Raw genomic sequence first — 16,916 nt, 5'->3', positions numbered from 1 at the left:
GCCGCTCGGCGTTCGTCAGCGCTGCGTCTCGGCCTCGACGATCGCGATCTCCTGGGTCGCCGTGTCGCGATCGACGTCGACGGCGGAGACGGCGGTGATCGGCCAGCGGCGGGTGCGATCCCAGCGCAGACGGATCTCGCGGGTGCGCAGGAAGAAGATCGCCGCGATCGCCGCCGCGAGCAGCCCCGAGAGCGCGGCGACCCCGAGCGCCCAGCGCGGGCCCCACGCATCTGCCACGGCGCCCACGAGGGGTGCGCCGACAGGGGTGCCGCCGACGAAGATCGCCAGATACAGAGCCATCACGCGGCCGCGCATCGAGGGGGCGGTCGTGGTCTGCACGTAGGCGTTCGCGGTGTTCATCATCTGGATGCTCGAGAAGCCCACGAAGATCAGGACGAACGCGAAGGTCAGCAGGCTGGGCGCGAGCGCCGCGGCGACCGTGGAGATGCCGAAGCCGGCGGCGGCGAGGGTGACGGTGCGCAGGCGCGGACGCTCGCGGCGCGCGGCGAGCAGGGCTCCCGTCACGGATCCGATCGCGAGCACCGATGAGAGCACCCCGAACTCCTCGGGCCCTTCACCGAACTCGACCGCCGCCATCGTCGAGGTGAAGATCGCGAAGTTGAAGCCGAACGTGCCGACCAGGAAGATCATCGCGAAGACGAGCAGAACATCCGGTCGCCGCTTCACATAGGTGAAGCCCGCGCGCAGCTGGCCGGGGCCCTGCGCCTTCTTCGTGTAGGTCGTGAACTCGGCGGGCCGCAGCGCCCAGATCGAGATGAGCACCGGGATGAAGCTCACGGCGTTGATCACGAACACCCAGCCGGACCCGATGGCGGCGACGAGCACACCCGCGACGGCCGGGCCGATCAGGCGGGCGACGTTGAACGACGCCGAGTTGAGGGCGACCGCGTTCGCGAGCAGGCGGTCGGGCACGAGCTCGCCGACGAACGCCTGGCGCACCGGGGCGTCGAACGACGCCGAGATGCCGAGCCCGAGCGCGAAGGCGAACACCATCCACAGCTCCGCAACCCCGAACAGCACCAGCAGACCGAGGCCGAGCCCGAGGAGCAGGCTCGCCGTCTGGGTGACCGCGAGCACCGCGCGGCGGTCGAAGCGGTCGGCGACCCAGCCGGTGAGCGGCAGCAGCAGCAGCTGCGGGCCGAACTGCAGGGCCATCACGACGCCGACGGCCGTGGCGTCGTTGTCGGTGAGCTCGGCGAGCACCAGCCAGTCCTGAGCGATGCGCTGCATCCAGGTGCCGACGTTGGAGACGAGCGCGCCCGCGAACCAGATGCGGTAGTTCCGGCTCGCGAACGACCGGAACGTGGAACTCATCGTTCCATCATCTCCCGGACGGCAGGGATCCCGCTGAGAGACTCGCCCACCCACTACGCTCGCGGCAAGGAGGCTCCATGAGCGACACCACCCGCACAACCCACACCTTCGTCGATGCCGACGGCGTCACCATCCACTACTACGTGTGGAAGGCGTCATCGCCGCGCGCGGTCGTGCAGCTGCTGCACGGTGTGGGGGAGTACGCGATGCGCTACGAGCTCTTCGCGAGCACGCTCGCCTCCGCCGGCTACACCGTCTACGCCAACGATCACCGCGGCCATGGGGCCACGGGGATGGAGCAGCACGGCGGCGACGTCTCGAAGCTCGGCACGCTCGGCCCGCGGGGGGTGCGCGGCGCGATCGCGGCCGTCGAGCAGCTGACCGACATCATCCGTCAGGCCGAGGCGGGGCTGCCGCTCGTGCTGTTCGGGCACAGCCTTGGCTCGATCTTCGCGCAGAAGATGGTCGGCGTGCACGCGTCGGCGTACGACGGCGTCGTGCTCTCGGCGACCGCCTACCGCACGCTGCTGCACATGCGCGGCGGCGACCTCAACGCCCAGCACAAGCACCTCGGAACGACGGGAGCCGAGTGGCTGAGTCGTGACCCCGCGGTCGCCGCGGCGTTCGTCGCCGACCCGCTCACCTTCGATGCGCGCGTCATGGAGCTGTTCGGCATCGTCGACTCGCTGCGGCTGCTCGGAACGCCCCGGCGCCTCGACGCCGACATCCCGATGCTCATCATGGTCGGCGATGACGATTCGCTCGGCGGCCGCAAGTCGGTCGAGCTGCTCGCGAAGGCGTACCGCGAACGCGGCGGGCTCACGGATGTGACGCTCACGATCTACCCCGGCGGCCGCCACGAGATGCTCAACGAGACCAATCAGGCGGAGGTGCGCGCCGACATCATCGCGTGGCTCGACGCGCACTTCGGCGGCAGCTGAGATCCGCCCCCAGCTTTCGGTAAGGCTTGCCTAAGTCGCTCCACTAGGCTGGGACGGTGCATGGCGAGTACAAGGTCCCGGGGGGCAAGCTCGTGGTCGTCGACCTCGAGATCGTCGACGACCGTCTCGCCGACGTGCGCCTCTCCGGCGACTTCTTCCTCGAACCGGATGACGCCCTCCCGCTGATCGATCAGGCCCTCACCGGCCTCCCCGCCTCCGCTGACGGCCGCACGATCGCCGCTGCCGTCACCGCGGCGCTTCCCGCGGATGCTGTGCTGTTCGGGTTCTCGGCGGATGCGATCGCCACCGTCGTGCGACGCGCCGTCGGCCGCGCCACCGACTGGGACGACTACGAGTGGGAGCTCGTGCACCCGGGGCCCCTGGCCCCCGTCATGCACCTCGCACTCGACCAGGTGCTGGCCGAGGAGGTCGCCGCCGGTCGCCGTAAGCCCACCCTGCGCATCTGGGAGTGGAACGAGCCCGCCGTCGTCATCGGCAGCTTCCAGTCGGTGAAGAACGAGGTCGACGCCGAGAACGCCGAGCGCTACGGCATCCCCGTGGTGCGGCGCATCTCGGGCGGCGGCGCGATGTTCATGGAAGCCGGATCGATCATCACGTACTCGCTGTACGTGCCCGCCGACCTCGTCACCGGCATGACGTTCGCCGAGAGCTACGCCTACCTCGACGACTGGGTGCTGCAGGCGCTGCGCAGCCTCGGCATCGACGCCACCTACCAGGGCCTCAACGACATCGCGAGCCCCACCGGCAAGATCGGCGGCGCCGCGCAGAAGCGGCTCGCCGACGGAGCGGTGCTGCACCACGTCACCATGTCGTACGACATCGACGCCGCCAAGATGGTCGAAGTGCTGCGCATCGGGCGCGAGAAGCTCAGCGACAAGGGCACCAAGTCGGCCGAGAAGCGCGTCGATCCGCTGCGCAGCCAGACGGGTCTGCCGCGCGAGGAGATCATCACCCGGATGGTCGACACCTTCCGCACACTGCACGGCCTCACGCCGGGCGACATCACCGCCGACGAATACGCCAAGGCCGAGGCGCTCGTGGCAGAGAAGTTCGGCACCGAGGAATGGGTGAACCGAGTCCCGTGAACACCGCCCATCTCGGTCGGCGACGCACCATCGTCGGCATCAGCATCGCCGTGCTGCTCGTCGTCTCCATCCTCGTGTCAGCGGTCGTCGGCCAGTTCTCGGTGAGCATCACCGAGGTTCTCGGGTCGCTCCTGCGCGCCATCGGCATCGACAACGCCTGGGCGCCGACCGATCCGACCGCCGAGGCCGCGCTCTGGGTCATCCGCTTCCCGCGCATCGTCATGGCCATGGCGGTGGGTGCCGCGCTCGCCGTGGCCGGTGCGGTCATGCAGGCGGTCTTCGGCAACCCGCTCGCGGAGCCGGGCGTCGTCGGCGTCTCCTCGGGTGCCGCGCTCGGCGCTGCGCTCGCGATCGTGCTCGGCCTCACCGCATACGGCGACTGGGGCATCGCGATCCTCGCCTTCGCGGGCGGTCTCGGGGCCACGCTCCTCGTCTACGGGGTCTCGCGCGCCAACGGCCGCACCGAGGTCGTCACCTTGCTGCTCACCGGCATCGCCGTGAACGCCTTCGGCGGCGCAGGGCTCGCCTTCCTGCTGTTCGTCGCGGGATCCGCGAGCCGCGAGCAGATCGTGTTCTGGCAGCTCGGAACCCTCTCGGGCTCGATGTGGCACGAGACCGTCATCGTCGTGGTCATCGCGGTGCTCGGCACGGTGATCGCGCTGTTCCTCTCGCGCCAGTACGACATCCTGTCGCTCGGCGAGCGGAACGCCCGTCACCTCGGCATCGACGTCGAGAGCCTGCGCCTCTGGTCCGTCGTGCTCGTGGCGCTGCTCACCGGCATCGGCGTCGCGTTCGTCGGCATCATCTCGTTCGTGGGTCTCGTCATCCCGCACCTCGTGCGCATGCTCCTCGGCCCGTCGCACCGTGCGCTCATCCTCGCGAGCGCCTTCGGCGGCGCGCTGCTCATGGTGCTCGCCGACCTGCTGGCACGCACGATCGTGCCCGCCGCGGAGCTGCCGATCGGCCTGCTCACCTCGCTCGTCGGAGGCCCGTTCTTCTTCGCGCTGCTGTGGCGCCAGCGCAAGGCCTCGGGAGGCTGGGCATGATCGCGCTGCGGGCCGAGGGCGTCACCGTCGAGCTCGGCGGGCGCCGGGTCGTCGACGATGTCGACCTCGACATCGAGGCGGGTGCCGTGCTCGCGCTCGTCGGGCCGAACGGCGCCGGCAAGTCGACCCTGCTGGGCATCCTCTCGGGGGAGCGCGCGCCGAGCGCCGGACGCGTGCTCATCGGGGATCGCCCCATCCGCGATGTCGACTCGCTCGAACTCGCCCGGATGCGCGCGGTGCTCACCCAGGACAACGCCGTGAGCTTCCCGTTCCTCGTCGGCCAGGTGGTGGAGATGGGTCGCAGCCCTTGGAACCGCACCGCGAACCGCCAAGAGGACACCGCGGTGATCGCCGATGCGCTCGAGCGCACCGACGTGACGCACCTGCTCGGCCGACGCTTCACGCAGCTCTCCGGCGGTGAGCGCGCTCGCGTCTCGCTCGCGCGCGTGCTCGCGCAGGACACCGATGTGGTGCTGCTGGACGAGCCCACCGCGGCCCTCGACCTGCGCCACCAGGAGGACGTGCTGCGCATCGCGCGCGATCTCGCCTCATACGGTCGCACGGTGATCGTCGTGCTGCACGACCTCTCACTCGCGGGCGCCTACGCCGACCGCATCGCCCTGCTGCAGAACGGCCGCCTGCGGGCTGTCGGGACGCCCGTCGAGGTTCTCACCGAGGAGCTCGTCTCGGAGGTCTACGGGGTCGAGGTCGAGGTGATCATGCGCGGCGGCCGTCCGCTCGTCATCCCCCGCCGCAGCTGAGGGATCGTTAGCCTGGGTGGATGCCCATCGCCCTCGTCACCGGAGCCGCCCGCGCGAACAGCATCGCCGCCGGGATCGTGCCGCGTCTGCGCGCGGACGGCTGGATCGTCGTCACGTCCGACCTGCATGAGGGTGACATCCCGTGCGACCTGTCCCGGCCGGATGAGCCCGAGCGGCTCGTCCGCGAGGCGGCGGCGCTGCACGGCCCGATCGATGCGCTCATCCTGAGCCACGCGCACGACATCACGACGGGGATCCTCGATACCACCGCCGAGAGCTTCGACCTGCACGTCGCGGTGAACGCCCGGGCGGCGCTGCTGCTCATCGCCGCGTTCGTGCGGCAGGCGCCCGAGAGCGGGGGAGCGGTCGTCGCGCTCACGAGCGACCACACGACCGGCAACCTGCCGTACGGTGCGTCGAAGGGCGCCCTCGACCGCATCGTCATCTCGGCCGCGCGCGAGCTCGGCCCGCGGGGGATCTCGGCGAACGTGCTCAACCCGGGGCCCATCGACACGGGCTGGATGGACGACGCGGTGCGCGAGAGTCTCACCCCGATGCATCCGCTCGGTCGGCTCGGGACCCCCGCCGACATCGCGGCGCTCGTGGCGTTCCTCGTCTCGCCGGAGGGCCGGTGGGTGAGCGGGCAGCTGCTTCAGGCCGATGGCGGTTTCTCGGCCAGGTTCTAGTTCGGCACGGGTAGCGTGTCCGGGTGAGCCGCATTCGCTACGTCGCCATCGGGGACTCCTTCTCGGAGGGAGTCGGAGATGAACTCCCCGACGGAACCGTGCGCGGCTGGGCGGATCTGACGGCACTCGGATGGTCGACGGCGCTCGGTGAGCCCATCGAGTACGCGAATCTCGCGATCCGCGGGCGTCTCATCCGCCCGATCATCGAGCAGCAGCTCGAGCCGGCTCTCGCGCTGAAGCCCACGCACCTGTCCTTCGCCGGGGGCGGGAACGACATCATGCGTCCGCGCGCCGACGTGCCCGCCATCATCGACCTGTTCGAGCACGTGCTGCGTCGCTGCGACGAGGAGGGTGTGCAGATGATCCTGCTCTCCGGTGCCGACCCGACTGCTCAGCTTCCGATGGGTGGCCTCATGAAGCGCCGCGGAGACGAGATGGCTCGGCTGGTCGACGAGCGCCTCGCGAAGCGCCCAGATGTGATCCGCGTCTACAACTGGTTCGACGGGGAGCTCGCAACGCCGCCGTTCTGGGCGGCCGACCGCCTGCACATGAACACGCGGGGCCATCACCGCGTCGCCGCACGAGTGCTCGAATCGCTCGGGGCCGACGCGCCCGCCGAATGGTGGCGGCTCGATCGCATCCCCGAGCAGGAGCGCCTGCGCGGGATGCGCTACTACCGCGAGCACGTGGCGCCGTGGGTGCGGCGACGCCTCACGCGCACCTCCTCGGGTGACGGTCGTGAGCCGAAGTTCGGCGGCACCTGGGCGAGTATTCAGCCCGCGTCCTGACGGCTCGCGTACCCTGGCGCGCATGCCCTGGTTCGGATGGATGGCGCTCAGCGCCCTCTTCGTCGTCGGCATCGCCGTCGCGCAATGGCGCGGCTGGATCGAGCTGCGGGGCAACGCGCGCGGCACCGGCACCGGTGCAGGCGGTGCGATCGGCGCGCTCGACGAGGTCTTCGCGCCCACCCGCCATGAGGCGCAGCGTGAGCTGCAGCAGCAGACCGAGCTGCCTGCGCCGGCGCCCGTGCCCGGCGAGGGCCCGCTCGATCTCGATGCGGGCCGCGTGCGCATCACGCTCGACCCCCACTGAGGTGTCACTTTGTGCCGCCTGCCGATGCCACGCAGCGGCACAAAGTGACACCTCGGAGAAGGACGGCGGGCGTTGAACCGGATAACGCGAGCGAGCGCTGACCCCGAACACAGCGACGGGCGCTGACCGGACCGTGAGGCCCAGCCAGCGCCCGTCGCGCTGAGTGCTCTAGAACCAGCCGAAGATGATCGGCAGGTAGGTCACTCCGAACAGGAACATGAGGCACAGGCCGAACCACGGCAGCATCGCGGGGATCGCCTGGGACACGGTGATCTTGCCGATCTTGCACGAGACGAGCAGACACAGCCCCACGGGCGGCGTGAGCAGTCCGATGCCGAGGTTCACGACCATGATGAGGCCGAGGTGCACCGGGTCGATGCCGACCGCGGTCGCGACGGGCAGCAGCAGCGGCACGAACACGATGAGCGCGGCGTTGCCCTCCATCACGGTTCCGATCACGAGGATCAGGATGTTGATGAGCAGCAGGATGATGAGCGGGTTGTCGGTGAGGCCGAGCAGCCACGTCGAGATCTGCTGCGGGATCTGGCCGGAGACGAGCGCCCACGAGTAGATCTGCGCGGCGGCGATGACGAGCATGATGACGCCCACCAGGATCGACGACTCGAGCAGCGCCTTCATGAACTTGCGCATGTTCATCTCGCGGTGGATCGCGAATCCGATGAAGACGGCGAGGATCACCGCGACCGCACCACCCTCGGTCGGCGTGAAGATGCCGAGGCGGATGCCGCCGATGATGACGACGGGCAGCAGCAGCGACCAGAGCGCCCGGCGCAGCGCCGTCCCCGCCTCGGGCCACGTGGCGCGACGCTCGGCGGGCTGCTTCTTCACGACGGCCACGACATAGCCGACGATCAGGAGCGTCGCCACGAAGGCGAGACCGATGATGAGACCGTAGAAGAACAGGTCGGAGATGGATGCCTGGGCGAGCACGCCGTAGACGATGAGGTTGATCGACGGCGGGATCGTGACGAACATCGCACCGGCGGTCGCCATGAGCGAGACCGCGTAGCGGGGGGCGTAGCCGCGCTCGACCATCTGCGGGATCATGATGCGCCCGACGCTCGAGGTGTCGGCCACCTGCGAGCCTGAGATGCCGCCGAAGATCGCGGTCGTGAGCACGGTGACGTGGCCGAGGCCGCCGCGGATGGGGCCGACGAGCACGCGAGCGAAGTCGATGAGACGCTGCGTGATGCCGCTCGCGTTCATGAGCGATCCGGCGAGCACGTAGAGCGGGATCGCGAGCAGCGGGAAGCTGCGCACACCCGCGATCATGCGCTGCGCCGCGATCTCCAGCGGCACGGACGAGAAGAGCTCGAGGCCGATCATCGAGCTGAGCGCGAGCGCAATGCCGATGGGGAGCCCGAGGATGAGGAGAACGGCGAAGCCGATGCCGAGTGCGTATCCCACGGTCAGTTCTCCTTCGTGGACGTGGTGGAGGCCGAGCCGGTGTCGCCGAGTTCGGCGTCGAGCTCGTCGATGACGGCCTGGTCAGCGTCGACCACGAGCGCATCGAGGCGCCCACGGAAGAACTGGATGGCCCGTTCGGTGGCGAAGACCGCCGAGAGCACACCGCCCACGGGGACGGCGAGGTAGACCCACGACACCTTCGCCTGGATGCCGAGACCCCCGGCGATGCCGGCGAGCAGCTGGCGGTCGGCGGGGCCGAGGAGGCTGAGCGTGAGGTAGCCGAGGAAGAGCATGACGGCGCCGGTCGTGAGCGCCGTGATGAGGGCGACCCAGCGGGTGGTCTTCGCCGGGAGGTACTTGCCGAGCACGTCGAGGGTGAGGTGCTCGCCGCGGCGGAGGCCGAGCGGGATCGCGAGCATGGTCGACCACACGAAGAGGCTGATCGCGAGTTCCTCGGACCAGATCGTCGGGCTGTTGAAGGCGTAGCGCGCCACCACCTGGATGGCGATGACCACGGCCATGCTCGAGAACCCGACGATGCAGAGGATCGCGACCACGCGGTCGACGCCGGCGAGGAATCCCTTGGTCATGTTCGCTGGCTGGGCGATCCAGCGATCGTCGTCGGACATGTGCGATCTCCTTTGAAAGCGTTCGGGGGGAACGGCGCTACGGGGCAAGCCACCGCAAGTGGTTGACCAGTTGAACCTAAGTGGTTTACCAATAATGTGCAACAACGCGAAAGATGATCCGTCAGTTGCCTGGGAAAACAGGGGATTTGACGGCGAGTGGTTGACCAGTGTTCTATCTGAATGCAAGATGTTCGAAGTCGGATGACGCAGTTTCGAAGCAACGGGCAGCCATCCGCGCTCAAAGGAGAGAGACACACCAGTGAAGCGATACGCACGGCTCGCCATTGTCGGAGCGGGCTACATGGGCGGCGGAATCGCGCAGACGCTTGCGCAGTCCGGCGTTCACTGCACGCTCCTCGACGCCGTCGACGGCGCCGCCGCGGCGCGTCGCGACCAGATCATCTCCTCCGCGCCGCAGCTGGTCGCCGACGGCTTCCTGGATGCCGACGCCGCGGAGCGCCTCACCTCCCACCTGCACGCGAGCGACGACTTCGACGCCGTGCTGGCTGAGTCCGATTTCGTCTTCGAGGTCGTGTTCGAGCGCATCGACGTCAAGCACGACGTGCTCGCGCGCATCGAGAAGGCCGCAGGCCCCGACACCGTCATCGCGACCAACACCTCCGCCATCCCGATCGGCGAGCTCGCGACCGTGCTCGAGCGACCGGAGCGCTTCCTCGGCGTGCACTGGTTCAACCCCGCGCCGCTGCTCCCGGGCATCGAGATCATCCCTCACGCCACCACGGATCACAGCGTCATCCCCGGCATCATCGAGATGCTCCGTGCGGCGGGCAAGGAGCCGGCCGTCGTCTCCGACACCCCCGGATTCGTCTGCAACCGCCTGCAGTTCGCCCTCTTCCGCGAAGCGGCGCGCATGGTCGAAGACGGCCACGCCGAGCCGGCCGAGATCGACAAGATCGTGCGCGCCTCGTTCGGATTCCGCCTCGCGCTCTACGGGCCCTTCGCCGTCGCCGACATGGCGGGCCTCGACGTGTACGCGAACTCCTACGTCTCGCTCGAAGCGGCGCTCGGCGACCGCTTCACCGTGCCGCCCTCGCTCAAGGAGCGCGTCGACGCCGGAGATCTCGGCATCAAGACCGGCGGCGGATATCTTGGGCTCTCCGAAGAAGAAGCCGCGCAGCTCGTGCATGATCGCGATCGCGCCTACCTGCAGCTCGGCAAGCTTCGCACCGAGCTGAGCGGAGAGACCACCACATGACCGAACGTTCCGACGTAGCCGAATACACCGCCCAGCTTCCCAGGCTCGACGGCGACGGGTCGATCTCGACCCAGATCATCCACACCCTCACCGAGTACTTCTTCTCGGGCGAGTTCAGCTCCGGCAGCAAGCTGCCGAGCGAGCGCCAGCTCGCGGCATCGCTCGGTGTCAGCCGCGCCGCGGTGCGCGAGGCCGTGCAGTCGCTCGGGCTCCTGGGCGTCGTGGAGATCCGGCAAGGCGACGGAACGTACCTGCGGTCGTCGGGATCCGACATCCTCCCTCGCGTCATCGAGTGGGGCCTGTTCCTCGGCGAGCAGCGCGTGACCGACCTCGTCGAAGCGCGCCAGCACGTCGAGCACTCCCTCGCCGGTCTCGCGGCTCGCCGACGCACCGACGAGGAGCTCGCCGAGCTCCGCCGCCTCGTCGAGCGGATGGATGCGGCCGAGTCGGTCGACGAGTTCATCGATCTCGACGTCGAGTTCCACTCGAGCGTCGCGCGATGCTCGCACAACTCGGCCCTCTCCGGGATGCTCACCAACATCACCTCGCTCCTGCGGGTGTGGATGGGGCGGGCCCTGCGACTTCCCGACCAGCTCGAGCGTGCCAACGCCGAGCACCGCGCGATCCTCGACGCGATCGCCGCCCAAGACCCCCGTGGGGCGCAGAGCGCCATGCGGAAGCACCTGACGAACGCGGAACGCCGACTCAGGAGAGCACTCACAACCCGTCCGGGAGTCGCGCAGTAGAGGGCGCCCGGAGAAAGACCACGGGCCCCCGATAGTCGGAGGCCCGTGACCCGCCGTGCGGCGCTGCAACGCCGACACGGTCATGAAACACGCATGCGTGCATAAGAAAGGTATGTCCAATGAAGCACAGCACAAAGCGCGCCTTCGCCCTGGGCGCCGCGGCGCTCATGGCGACCGGCCTCGTGGCCTGCTCGTCCGACGCTCCGGCGACCGGCGGCGACGACTCGAGCATCTCGCCGATGTCGCTCACCCTCGGCCACGCGTACGCGCCTGACTCGCTGCAGCACCGCGCGGCCGAGCAGCTCGCCGAGCTCGTCTCCGAGAAGACCGACGGCGCCGTGACCATCAGTGTCTTCCCCTCCGCTCAGCTCGGCAGCTGGGAGGAGATGCAGGAGGGCCTCGAGATCGGCTCGGTCGACATCGTCATCGAGAGCCTCGGTTCGCTCGAGCGCTACACCGACCTCGCCGCCATCGAGGGTCTGCCGTTCCTCTACGAGGACGCCGACCACTTCTTCGAGGTGTGGGACGGCGACATGGCCGACGACATCCTCACCGCCGTGCGCGAGGACTCCGGCTTCCTCCTCATCGGCGACCTCTACCGCGGCGGCCGTCAGCTCAACTCGACGCGTCTCGTGGAGAGCCCGGATGACCTCAACGGCCTGAAGCTCCGTGTCCCGAACCAGCAGACCTACATCTCGACGTGGCAGGCGCTCGGCGCCGCGCCCACGCCGATGGCCCTCAACGAGGTCTTCTCGGCTCTCGAGCAGGGTGCGATCGAGGGTCAGGAGAACCCGATCGACGTCGTGCGCTTCAACTCGTTCTACGAGGTCGCGCCGTTCGTCGCCGAGACGAACCACCTCTTCGGCAACTTCCACTTCCAGCTGTGGGGCGACACGTTCGACTCGTGGCCGGCTGCCGTGCAGGAGGCGCTGCGCGCCGCCGCCGACGAGGTGTCGTCGTCCTACCGCGAGACCTCGATCGCCGAGGCCGCTGACCACAAGCAGTACCTGACGGGTGAAGGCGTGACCTTCTCCACGATCGACATCGCCGAGTGGCGTGCGCCGGTCTCGGACCTCGTCTCCGCCGCGAACCCGCAGGTTCGCGAGTGGGCCGAGGCGATCATCGCCCTTCGCTGAGTGAACCCGGGTGCCCGGTCCGATAGCCGGGCCGGGCACCCACCCCCCTCTTCCACGACAAGGAAAACCCCCATGACCTCCACCCCGTGGCTCGGAGTCGTCGCCGACGACTACACCGGCGCGACCGACCTCGCCGGCATGATCGCGCGCCAGGGCCTGCGCGTCGTCCAGTACCTCGGGGTTCCCGACGAGGTGCTCGCCGCCGACGTCGACTGCGTCGTCGTCGCGCTCAAGAACCGCTCGACGCCCGCCGCAGAGGCGGTCGCCGAGGCCCGCGAGGCAGCCGAATGGCTCCGCGAGCTCGGCGTCGCACAGCTCTACTTCAAGTACTGCTCCACGTTCGACTCGACCGACGCGGGCAACATCGGACCCGTCGGAGACGCGCTCGCCGATCTGGTCGATGCGCGCGCCGTGGTCTTCTGCCCCGCGACTCCCGAGCACGGGCGCACGACCTACCTCGGTCACCACTTCGTGCACGACACCCTGCTGTCCGAGTCGCCGCTGCGCGACCATCCCCTCAACCCCATGCGCGACCCCGACCTGCGCCGCGTGCTCGCGCGCCAGACGTCGACCCCGGTCACGCACCTTCCGCTCTCCGTCGTGCAGTCCGGAGCCGCGGCCGCCGCGCTCGACGCGCACACCGAGCGCGCGTATGTGATCGCGGACGCCGCGACCGACGACGACGTGCGCGCCATCGCCCGCGCGGTCGCATCCGCTCCGCTCGTCACGGGCGGTGCCGCTCTCGCCGCGATGCTCGCCGAGCTGCACATCGCGGAGCGCGCAGACGCCGCACCCGCCTCGGTCGAGATCCCCGCCGGCCGCGCAGTGGTGCTCGCCGGAAGCTGCTCCGCGGCGACCCGGCGCCAGCTCGACCGCCTGGGCGCCCACCAGCCGCGCTTCCAGATCGACGCCTACGCGCTCGACCGCGGTGAGGATGTCGTGGGTGCGGCCCTCGCGTTCGTCGCCGAGCACGCCGATGCCCTGCCGATCGTCGCCGCCTCGAGCGACCCCGAGACGGTCGCTCGTGTGCAGAGCGACCTCGGGCTCGAGCGCTCCGCGCGTCTCGTCGAGGATGCCCTCGGCCGCATCGCGCGCGGCGTCGCCGACGCCGGCATCCGCCGCATCCTCGTCGCAGGCGGCGAGTCCTCCGGTGCTGTCGTCAACGGTCTCGGCGTGCGCGCCCTGCACATCGGCCGCGAGGTCGCTCCCGGAGTGCCGTGGACGGTCTCCGCGGGGGACGAGCGCATCGGCCTCCTGCTCAAGTCGGGCAACTTCGGCGGCGACGACGTCTTCACGACCGCACTCGAGATGGCGGACGCGTCGTGAGCCTCGTCGAGGAGTGGCGTCGGATCGCGGACGCCGGTCGGCTGCTCGGTTCCGCGGGACTCACGCCCGGCACCACCGGCAACGTCTCCGTGCGAGTCGCTGACGGCATCCTGACCTCGGGCACCGGCACGCGCCTCGGAGCCCTCGGCGCGGACGACTGGGCGCTCATCGACATCGACGGGCAGGCGCTCGACGGCATTCGGCCCACCAAGGAGGCCGGGCTCCACGCCGGAATCTACCGGCGCCGTGCCGATGTGGGGGCGATCGTGCACCTGCACTCGCCCGCCGCTCTCGCGGTGTCGTGTCTGGCAGCTCTTGCGGTCGACGAGCCGCTTCCGGCCTACACGCCCTACTTCGTGATGCGCGTCCGCGGTCTCGGCACGGTCGACTACTTCCGCCCCGGGCACGCCGACCTCGCCGGCGCCGTCGCGCTGGCGCTCGGCGAACGAGACGCCGTCCTCCTGCGCCGCCACGGCCTCATCACCGTCGGCGCGACGCTCGCGGATGCGGTGGCGGCGGCCGAAGAGCTCGAGAGCGCGTGCGCGCTCCACCTCGAGCTCGCCGGGCGCGACGTCATGCCGCTCAGCCAGGCGGAGATCGCCGAACTCCGCAGCCACTGACCACCACTCCAGGAAAGGCGCGACGATGGGCCGCTACACCTACATCAACCCCTCGATCCTCATCGGGGAGCTCCCGCTCGAGGAGCAGCTGCGCCTCGTGCGCGAAGCGGGCTTCTCCGGCGTCGAGCTCTGGTGCCCCTTCGACCGCGCTGACCCGAGCGACGCCGACATCGAGCGAGTCATCGGCATCATCCGCGACTCCGGGCTGCAGCTGATCGGCCTCAACGCCTACGAGGGCGGCATGGCGATCCGGAACCGGGGGATCGCGTGCTGGCCCGACGCGGACCGCGAGTTCGACGCGTCGATCGAGGCCGCGCGCCGCGTCGCCGTCGAGTCCGGCTGCCGCAGCATCAACGTGCTCCATGGCGTCCGGCACCCGGACGAGCCCGCTGAGGTGCAGGACGCCCGTGCCGCGGTGCGCACCGCCCGTGCCGCCGACGCTCTCGCTGCCGACGGCATCACCGTGACGCTCGAACAGCTGTCGCACATCGAGGGCTACGGCCTGCGCACGATCGAGGAGCTGCATGACGCGCTCGACCGGGCGCGCGCGCACCTCACGAGCGGCAGCATCATGATCCAGGTCGACCTGTTCCACCTCTTCAACACGGATGTGGATGTGTCGCGCTACTTCGCCGAGCGCATCGCGGACATCGGGCACGTGCAGGTCGCGGACTTCCCCGGGCGCGGCGCTCCCGGAACGGGCGAGCAGCCTATCGACGCCCTTCTCGATGAGCTCATCGCCCACGGCTACGACCGGCTCATCGCCCTGGAGTACGAGCGCTCCGAGGGGGACGACCCGTTCGCAGGCGTGCGTCCGTGACTCATCCGCGGCTCGCGGTGATCCACACGGTCGCGAGCGTGAGCGAGGACATCCAGCGCCGGTTCGCAGCTGCGGGGCTCCCCGAGGCGAAGCACGTGCTCGACGCGAGCCTGCTCGATGACCTGCTGGCGGGTGTCGATCCGGCGGATGTCGAGCGGCATCTTCGCGCGCACGTCGACGCGCTCGCATGCGCGGAGGTGGTGGCCTTGTCGTGCTCGTCGCTCACGCCGATCGTGCGCGGCATCCGCTCGCCGCACGGTGCGCGGATCGTCACGATCGACGAGCCGATGGCCGCGATCGCCGTGCGGCACGCGCGACTCGGCGTGCTGTGCACGTCGGCCGCGACGGTCGCAGGCTCGACCGTGCTGCTCGAGCGCGCGGCGGCCGCGGCTGGTCGCGCCGTGCAGCTTCGGGTGCGCTTCGTCGACGGAGCCTACGATCGCCTGCGCGCGGGAGACCGGGATGAGCATGACGCGCTCGTCCTTGGCACTGCGGCCGATCTCGCCCCGGATGTCGACGCGGTGGTGCTCGCTCAGGCGTCGCTCGCGCGACTCGAGCCGGTGATCGCCGCGGCGACGGGCCTCCCGGTGCTGTCGTCACCCGACCCCTTCATCGCCGAGATCCGCGCACAGCTCGGGCTCGACGAGGCTGCGCCGAGCGCCCCCTGAGTCTCGCCTGCGTCAGTCCGAGAGCAGCGGCTGATACTGCGGGTGCCGCTCGATGTACGCGGCGATGAACGGGCACTGAGCCACCACACGCGTGCCACCCTCGGCGGCGACGGAATCGAGAGCCGCGCCGGCGAGCATCGAGCCGAGTCCGCGTTCCTGGATCTCCGGTTCGATGACGGTGTGGGTGAACGTGATGGTGTCGCCGGTGCGCGCGTAGAGCGCCTTCCCGACCTCCACGCCATCGCGCACGAGCACGAACCGATTCCGTTCGGGGATGTCGACGACCTGGTCGGAGGTGTTCTGAGCGTCCGTCATCCTCCGACGTTAGACGCCTATTCCGATCCGCGCTCGATCACGCGCGTCGGCATCATCGTGATCGTGGGGGCGGTGCCGCCGTCGATGAGGTGCAGCAGCACGTCGACCATGCGCCGGCCCTGCTCGACGGTGGGCTGCTCGACGGTCGTGAGCGGCGGGCTCGACGACTGGGCGGCGTAGTCGTTGTCGAAGGTCACGAGGCCCAGGTCGTGCGGCACCGACTTGCCGCGCGAGCGCAGCACGGTGAGCGCCCCGGAGGCCATGAGCGAGTTCGCGGCGAAGATGCCGTCGATGTCGGGGTCGCGTTCGAGCAGCCGGCGCATCGCGGCCTCGCCGCCCGCGGGCGTGAAGTCGCCGTGCTCGACGAGGTCCGTCGCGATGCCCGCAGCCTGGAGCGTCTGGTTCCAGCCTTCGAGGCGGTCGACCCCGGCCGACATGTCGGAAGGGCCTGCGATCGTGGCGATGCGGCGTCGCCCCTTGTCGACGAGCTTCTGCGTGACCGTGCGGGCGGCTTCGACGTTGTCGACGTCGATGTAGTACGCCGACGTGCTCTCGTCGCTCATCGGCCGACCGCCGAACACGACAGGGATCGCGTTGGCGAGCTGCGTGTACGAGCGGTCCTCCGAGTGGTGGGAGAGCAGCAGGGCCCCGTCGACGTTGCCGGCCTGGAGGTAGCGCCGCGTCTTCTCGGCGTCCTTCTCGGACGCGATGAGAAGGCTCAGCGTGTAGTCGGTGTCCGACAGGTACATCGCGATGCCCTGCACGACCGTCGCGAAGTACGGGTCGGCGAAGAACTTGGCGGTGTTCTCCGGGATGACGAGCGCGATCGACTGGGTGCGTCGGCTTGCGAGGATGCGGGCTGCGCGGTTCGGCACGTAGCCGAGCTCGTCGATCGCCTTCCGCACGGCCGCGAGCGCCTCGGGCGTGACCTTCGGGGAGTCGTTGATCACACGCGACACCGTCGAGCGCGACACGCCAGCGGCAGCGGCGACCATCTCGAGGGTCGGTGCTCCACCGTGCGTATCGGCGCTCATCGGGGGGTCCT

At 69.7% G+C, this 16,916-nt stretch carries 19 protein-coding genes; 14 read left to right on the top strand and 5 right to left on the bottom strand.

The window, feature by feature from the left end:
- Window positions 1-15: 15 nt before the first annotated feature.
- The gene (locus HCR12_RS12910) at window positions 16-1,335 is read right to left on the bottom strand and encodes an MFS transporter (protein WP_166867050.1); all 1,320 of its coding nucleotides are present in this window, start codon (window positions 1,333-1,335) and stop codon (window positions 16-18) included.
- 77 nt (window positions 1,336-1,412) lie between these two features.
- On the opposite strand from HCR12_RS12910, the gene HCR12_RS12905 reads away from it, so the two are divergent.
- The 7 genes from HCR12_RS12905 to HCR12_RS12875 are packed head-to-tail and all read left to right on the top strand — an operon-like array spanning window position 1,413 to window position 6,967.
- Window positions 1,413-2,276: an alpha/beta hydrolase gene (locus tag HCR12_RS12905; protein WP_166867048.1), complete on the top strand. Its 864-nt coding sequence runs from the start codon at window positions 1,413-1,415 to the stop codon at window positions 2,274-2,276.
- A 56-nt stretch (window positions 2,277-2,332) separates the two neighbouring features.
- Window positions 2,333-3,382, top strand: a complete 1,050-nt coding sequence (locus tag HCR12_RS12900; RefSeq protein WP_166867046.1) for a lipoate-protein ligase LplAB — start codon at window positions 2,333-2,335, stop codon at window positions 3,380-3,382.
- A complete protein-coding gene (locus HCR12_RS12895; protein WP_166867044.1) occupies window positions 3,361-4,428 on the top strand; it encodes a FecCD family ABC transporter permease in 1,068 nt (355 codons plus the stop codon). The genes HCR12_RS12900 and HCR12_RS12895 overlap by 22 nt, the downstream gene beginning before the upstream one ends.
- Complete coding sequence (locus HCR12_RS12890) at window positions 4,425-5,189, top strand: heme ABC transporter ATP-binding protein (protein ID WP_166867042.1); 765 nt, start codon at window positions 4,425-4,427, stop codon at window positions 5,187-5,189. The genes HCR12_RS12895 and HCR12_RS12890 overlap by 4 nt, the downstream gene beginning before the upstream one ends.
- A gap of 20 nt (window positions 5,190-5,209) precedes the next feature.
- Window positions 5,210-5,875: an SDR family oxidoreductase gene (locus tag HCR12_RS12885; RefSeq protein ID WP_166867040.1), complete on the top strand. Its 666-nt coding sequence runs from the start codon at window positions 5,210-5,212 to the stop codon at window positions 5,873-5,875.
- A 23-nt stretch (window positions 5,876-5,898) separates the two neighbouring features.
- Entirely contained in the window at window positions 5,899-6,663 is a 765-nt protein-coding gene (locus HCR12_RS12880; protein ID WP_191412340.1) for an SGNH/GDSL hydrolase family protein, read from the top strand.
- Between the two features lie 22 nt (window positions 6,664-6,685).
- The gene (locus HCR12_RS12875; RefSeq protein WP_166867038.1) at window positions 6,686-6,967 is read left to right on the top strand and encodes a hypothetical protein; all 282 of its coding nucleotides are present in this window, start codon (window positions 6,686-6,688) and stop codon (window positions 6,965-6,967) included.
- Window positions 6,968-7,135: 168 nt separating this feature from the next.
- On the opposite strand, the gene HCR12_RS12870 is transcribed toward HCR12_RS12875, so the two are convergent.
- Together HCR12_RS12870 and HCR12_RS12865 are read right to left on the bottom strand one after the other, a co-directional pair.
- Window positions 7,136-8,395, bottom strand: a complete 1,260-nt coding sequence (locus HCR12_RS12870; RefSeq protein WP_166867036.1) for a TRAP transporter large permease — start codon at window positions 8,393-8,395, stop codon at window positions 7,136-7,138.
- A gap of 2 nt (window positions 8,396-8,397) precedes the next feature.
- Window positions 8,398-9,024 (bottom strand): TRAP transporter small permease, encoded by a 627-nt coding sequence (locus HCR12_RS12865; RefSeq protein WP_166867034.1) that lies wholly within the window; start codon window positions 9,022-9,024, stop codon window positions 8,398-8,400.
- Window positions 9,025-9,283: 259 nt separating this feature from the next.
- On the opposite strand from HCR12_RS12865, the gene HCR12_RS12860 reads away from it, so the two are divergent.
- From HCR12_RS12860 to HCR12_RS12830, 7 genes are all read left to right on the top strand, one after another.
- Window positions 9,284-10,240: a 3-hydroxyacyl-CoA dehydrogenase family protein gene (locus tag HCR12_RS12860; protein ID WP_224763516.1), complete on the top strand. Its 957-nt coding sequence runs from the start codon at window positions 9,284-9,286 to the stop codon at window positions 10,238-10,240.
- A complete protein-coding gene (locus HCR12_RS12855) occupies window positions 10,237-10,986 on the top strand; it encodes a FadR/GntR family transcriptional regulator (protein ID WP_166867032.1) in 750 nt (249 codons plus the stop codon). The genes HCR12_RS12860 and HCR12_RS12855 overlap by 4 nt, the downstream gene beginning before the upstream one ends.
- A gap of 119 nt (window positions 10,987-11,105) precedes the next feature.
- On the top strand, window positions 11,106-12,122 hold the full coding sequence (locus HCR12_RS12850; RefSeq protein ID WP_166867030.1) for a TRAP transporter substrate-binding protein: 1,017 nt from the start codon (window positions 11,106-11,108) through the stop codon (window positions 12,120-12,122).
- A 72-nt stretch (window positions 12,123-12,194) separates the two neighbouring features.
- Window positions 12,195-13,448 carry a 3-oxo-tetronate kinase gene (gene otnK, locus HCR12_RS12845; RefSeq protein ID WP_166867028.1) on the top strand — a complete coding sequence of 418 codons (1,254 nt, stop codon included), beginning with the start codon at window positions 12,195-12,197 and terminating at the stop codon, window positions 13,446-13,448.
- Complete coding sequence (locus HCR12_RS12840) at window positions 13,445-14,068, top strand: class II aldolase/adducin family protein (RefSeq protein WP_166867026.1); 624 nt, start codon at window positions 13,445-13,447, stop codon at window positions 14,066-14,068. The genes otnK and HCR12_RS12840 overlap by 4 nt, the downstream gene beginning before the upstream one ends.
- A 25-nt stretch (window positions 14,069-14,093) precedes the next feature.
- Window positions 14,094-14,888, top strand: a complete 795-nt coding sequence (locus HCR12_RS12835) for a TIM barrel protein (protein ID WP_166867024.1) — start codon at window positions 14,094-14,096, stop codon at window positions 14,886-14,888.
- Window positions 14,885-15,556 carry an aspartate/glutamate racemase family protein gene (locus HCR12_RS12830; protein WP_166867022.1) on the top strand — a complete coding sequence of 224 codons (672 nt, stop codon included), beginning with the start codon at window positions 14,885-14,887 and terminating at the stop codon, window positions 15,554-15,556. Before HCR12_RS12835 ends, HCR12_RS12830 begins: the two co-directional genes overlap by 4 nt.
- 12 nt (window positions 15,557-15,568) lie before the next feature.
- Here the strand turns inward: HCR12_RS12830 and HCR12_RS12825 are convergent, their stop codons facing one another.
- Together HCR12_RS12825 and HCR12_RS12820 are read right to left on the bottom strand one after the other, a co-directional pair.
- Window positions 15,569-15,871, bottom strand: coding sequence for a GNAT family N-acetyltransferase (locus tag HCR12_RS12825; RefSeq protein WP_166867020.1), 303 nt, complete (start codon window positions 15,869-15,871; stop codon window positions 15,569-15,571).
- A gap of 17 nt (window positions 15,872-15,888) precedes the next feature.
- A complete protein-coding gene (locus HCR12_RS12820; RefSeq protein WP_166867018.1) occupies window positions 15,889-16,905 on the bottom strand; it encodes a LacI family DNA-binding transcriptional regulator in 1,017 nt (338 codons plus the stop codon).
- Window positions 16,906-16,916 lie beyond the last annotated feature (11 nt).

Source organism: Salinibacterium sp. ZJ70 (assembly GCF_011751865.2).
Lineage (GTDB): Bacteria > Actinomycetota > Actinomycetes > Actinomycetales > Microbacteriaceae > Homoserinibacter.
This window is presented reverse-complemented; position numbering and strand designations above follow the sequence as displayed.

Bases quoted from the DNA above. Each gene is read 5' to 3' on its own strand.
- HCR12_RS12910 (WP_166867050.1), bottom strand. From the start codon at position 1,335: ATGAGTTCCACGTTCCGGTCGTTCGCGAGCCGGAACTACCGCATCTGG.
- HCR12_RS12905 (WP_166867048.1), top strand. From the start codon at position 1,413: ATGAGCGACACCACCCGCACAACCCACACCTTCGTCGATGCCGACGGC.
- HCR12_RS12895 (WP_166867044.1), top strand. From the start codon at position 3,361: ATGGGTGAACCGAGTCCCGTGAACACCGCCCATCTCGGTCGGCGACGC.
- HCR12_RS12890 (WP_166867042.1), top strand. From the start codon at position 4,425: ATGATCGCGCTGCGGGCCGAGGGCGTCACCGTCGAGCTCGGCGGGCGC.
- HCR12_RS12885 (WP_166867040.1), top strand. From the start codon at position 5,210: ATGCCCATCGCCCTCGTCACCGGAGCCGCCCGCGCGAACAGCATCGCC.
- HCR12_RS12875 (WP_166867038.1), top strand. From the start codon at position 6,686: ATGCCCTGGTTCGGATGGATGGCGCTCAGCGCCCTCTTCGTCGTCGGC.
- HCR12_RS12865 (WP_166867034.1), bottom strand. From the start codon at position 9,024: ATGTCCGACGACGATCGCTGGATCGCCCAGCCAGCGAACATGACCAAG.
- HCR12_RS12855 (WP_166867032.1), top strand. From the start codon at position 10,237: ATGACCGAACGTTCCGACGTAGCCGAATACACCGCCCAGCTTCCCAGG.
- HCR12_RS12850 (WP_166867030.1), top strand. From the start codon at position 11,106: ATGAAGCACAGCACAAAGCGCGCCTTCGCCCTGGGCGCCGCGGCGCTC.
- otnK (WP_166867028.1), top strand. From the start codon at position 12,195: ATGACCTCCACCCCGTGGCTCGGAGTCGTCGCCGACGACTACACCGGC.
- HCR12_RS12835 (WP_166867024.1), top strand. From the start codon at position 14,094: ATGGGCCGCTACACCTACATCAACCCCTCGATCCTCATCGGGGAGCTC.
- HCR12_RS12825 (WP_166867020.1), bottom strand. From the start codon at position 15,871: ATGACGGACGCTCAGAACACCTCCGACCAGGTCGTCGACATCCCCGAA.
- HCR12_RS12820 (WP_166867018.1), bottom strand. From the start codon at position 16,905: ATGAGCGCCGATACGCACGGTGGAGCACCGACCCTCGAGATGGTCGCC.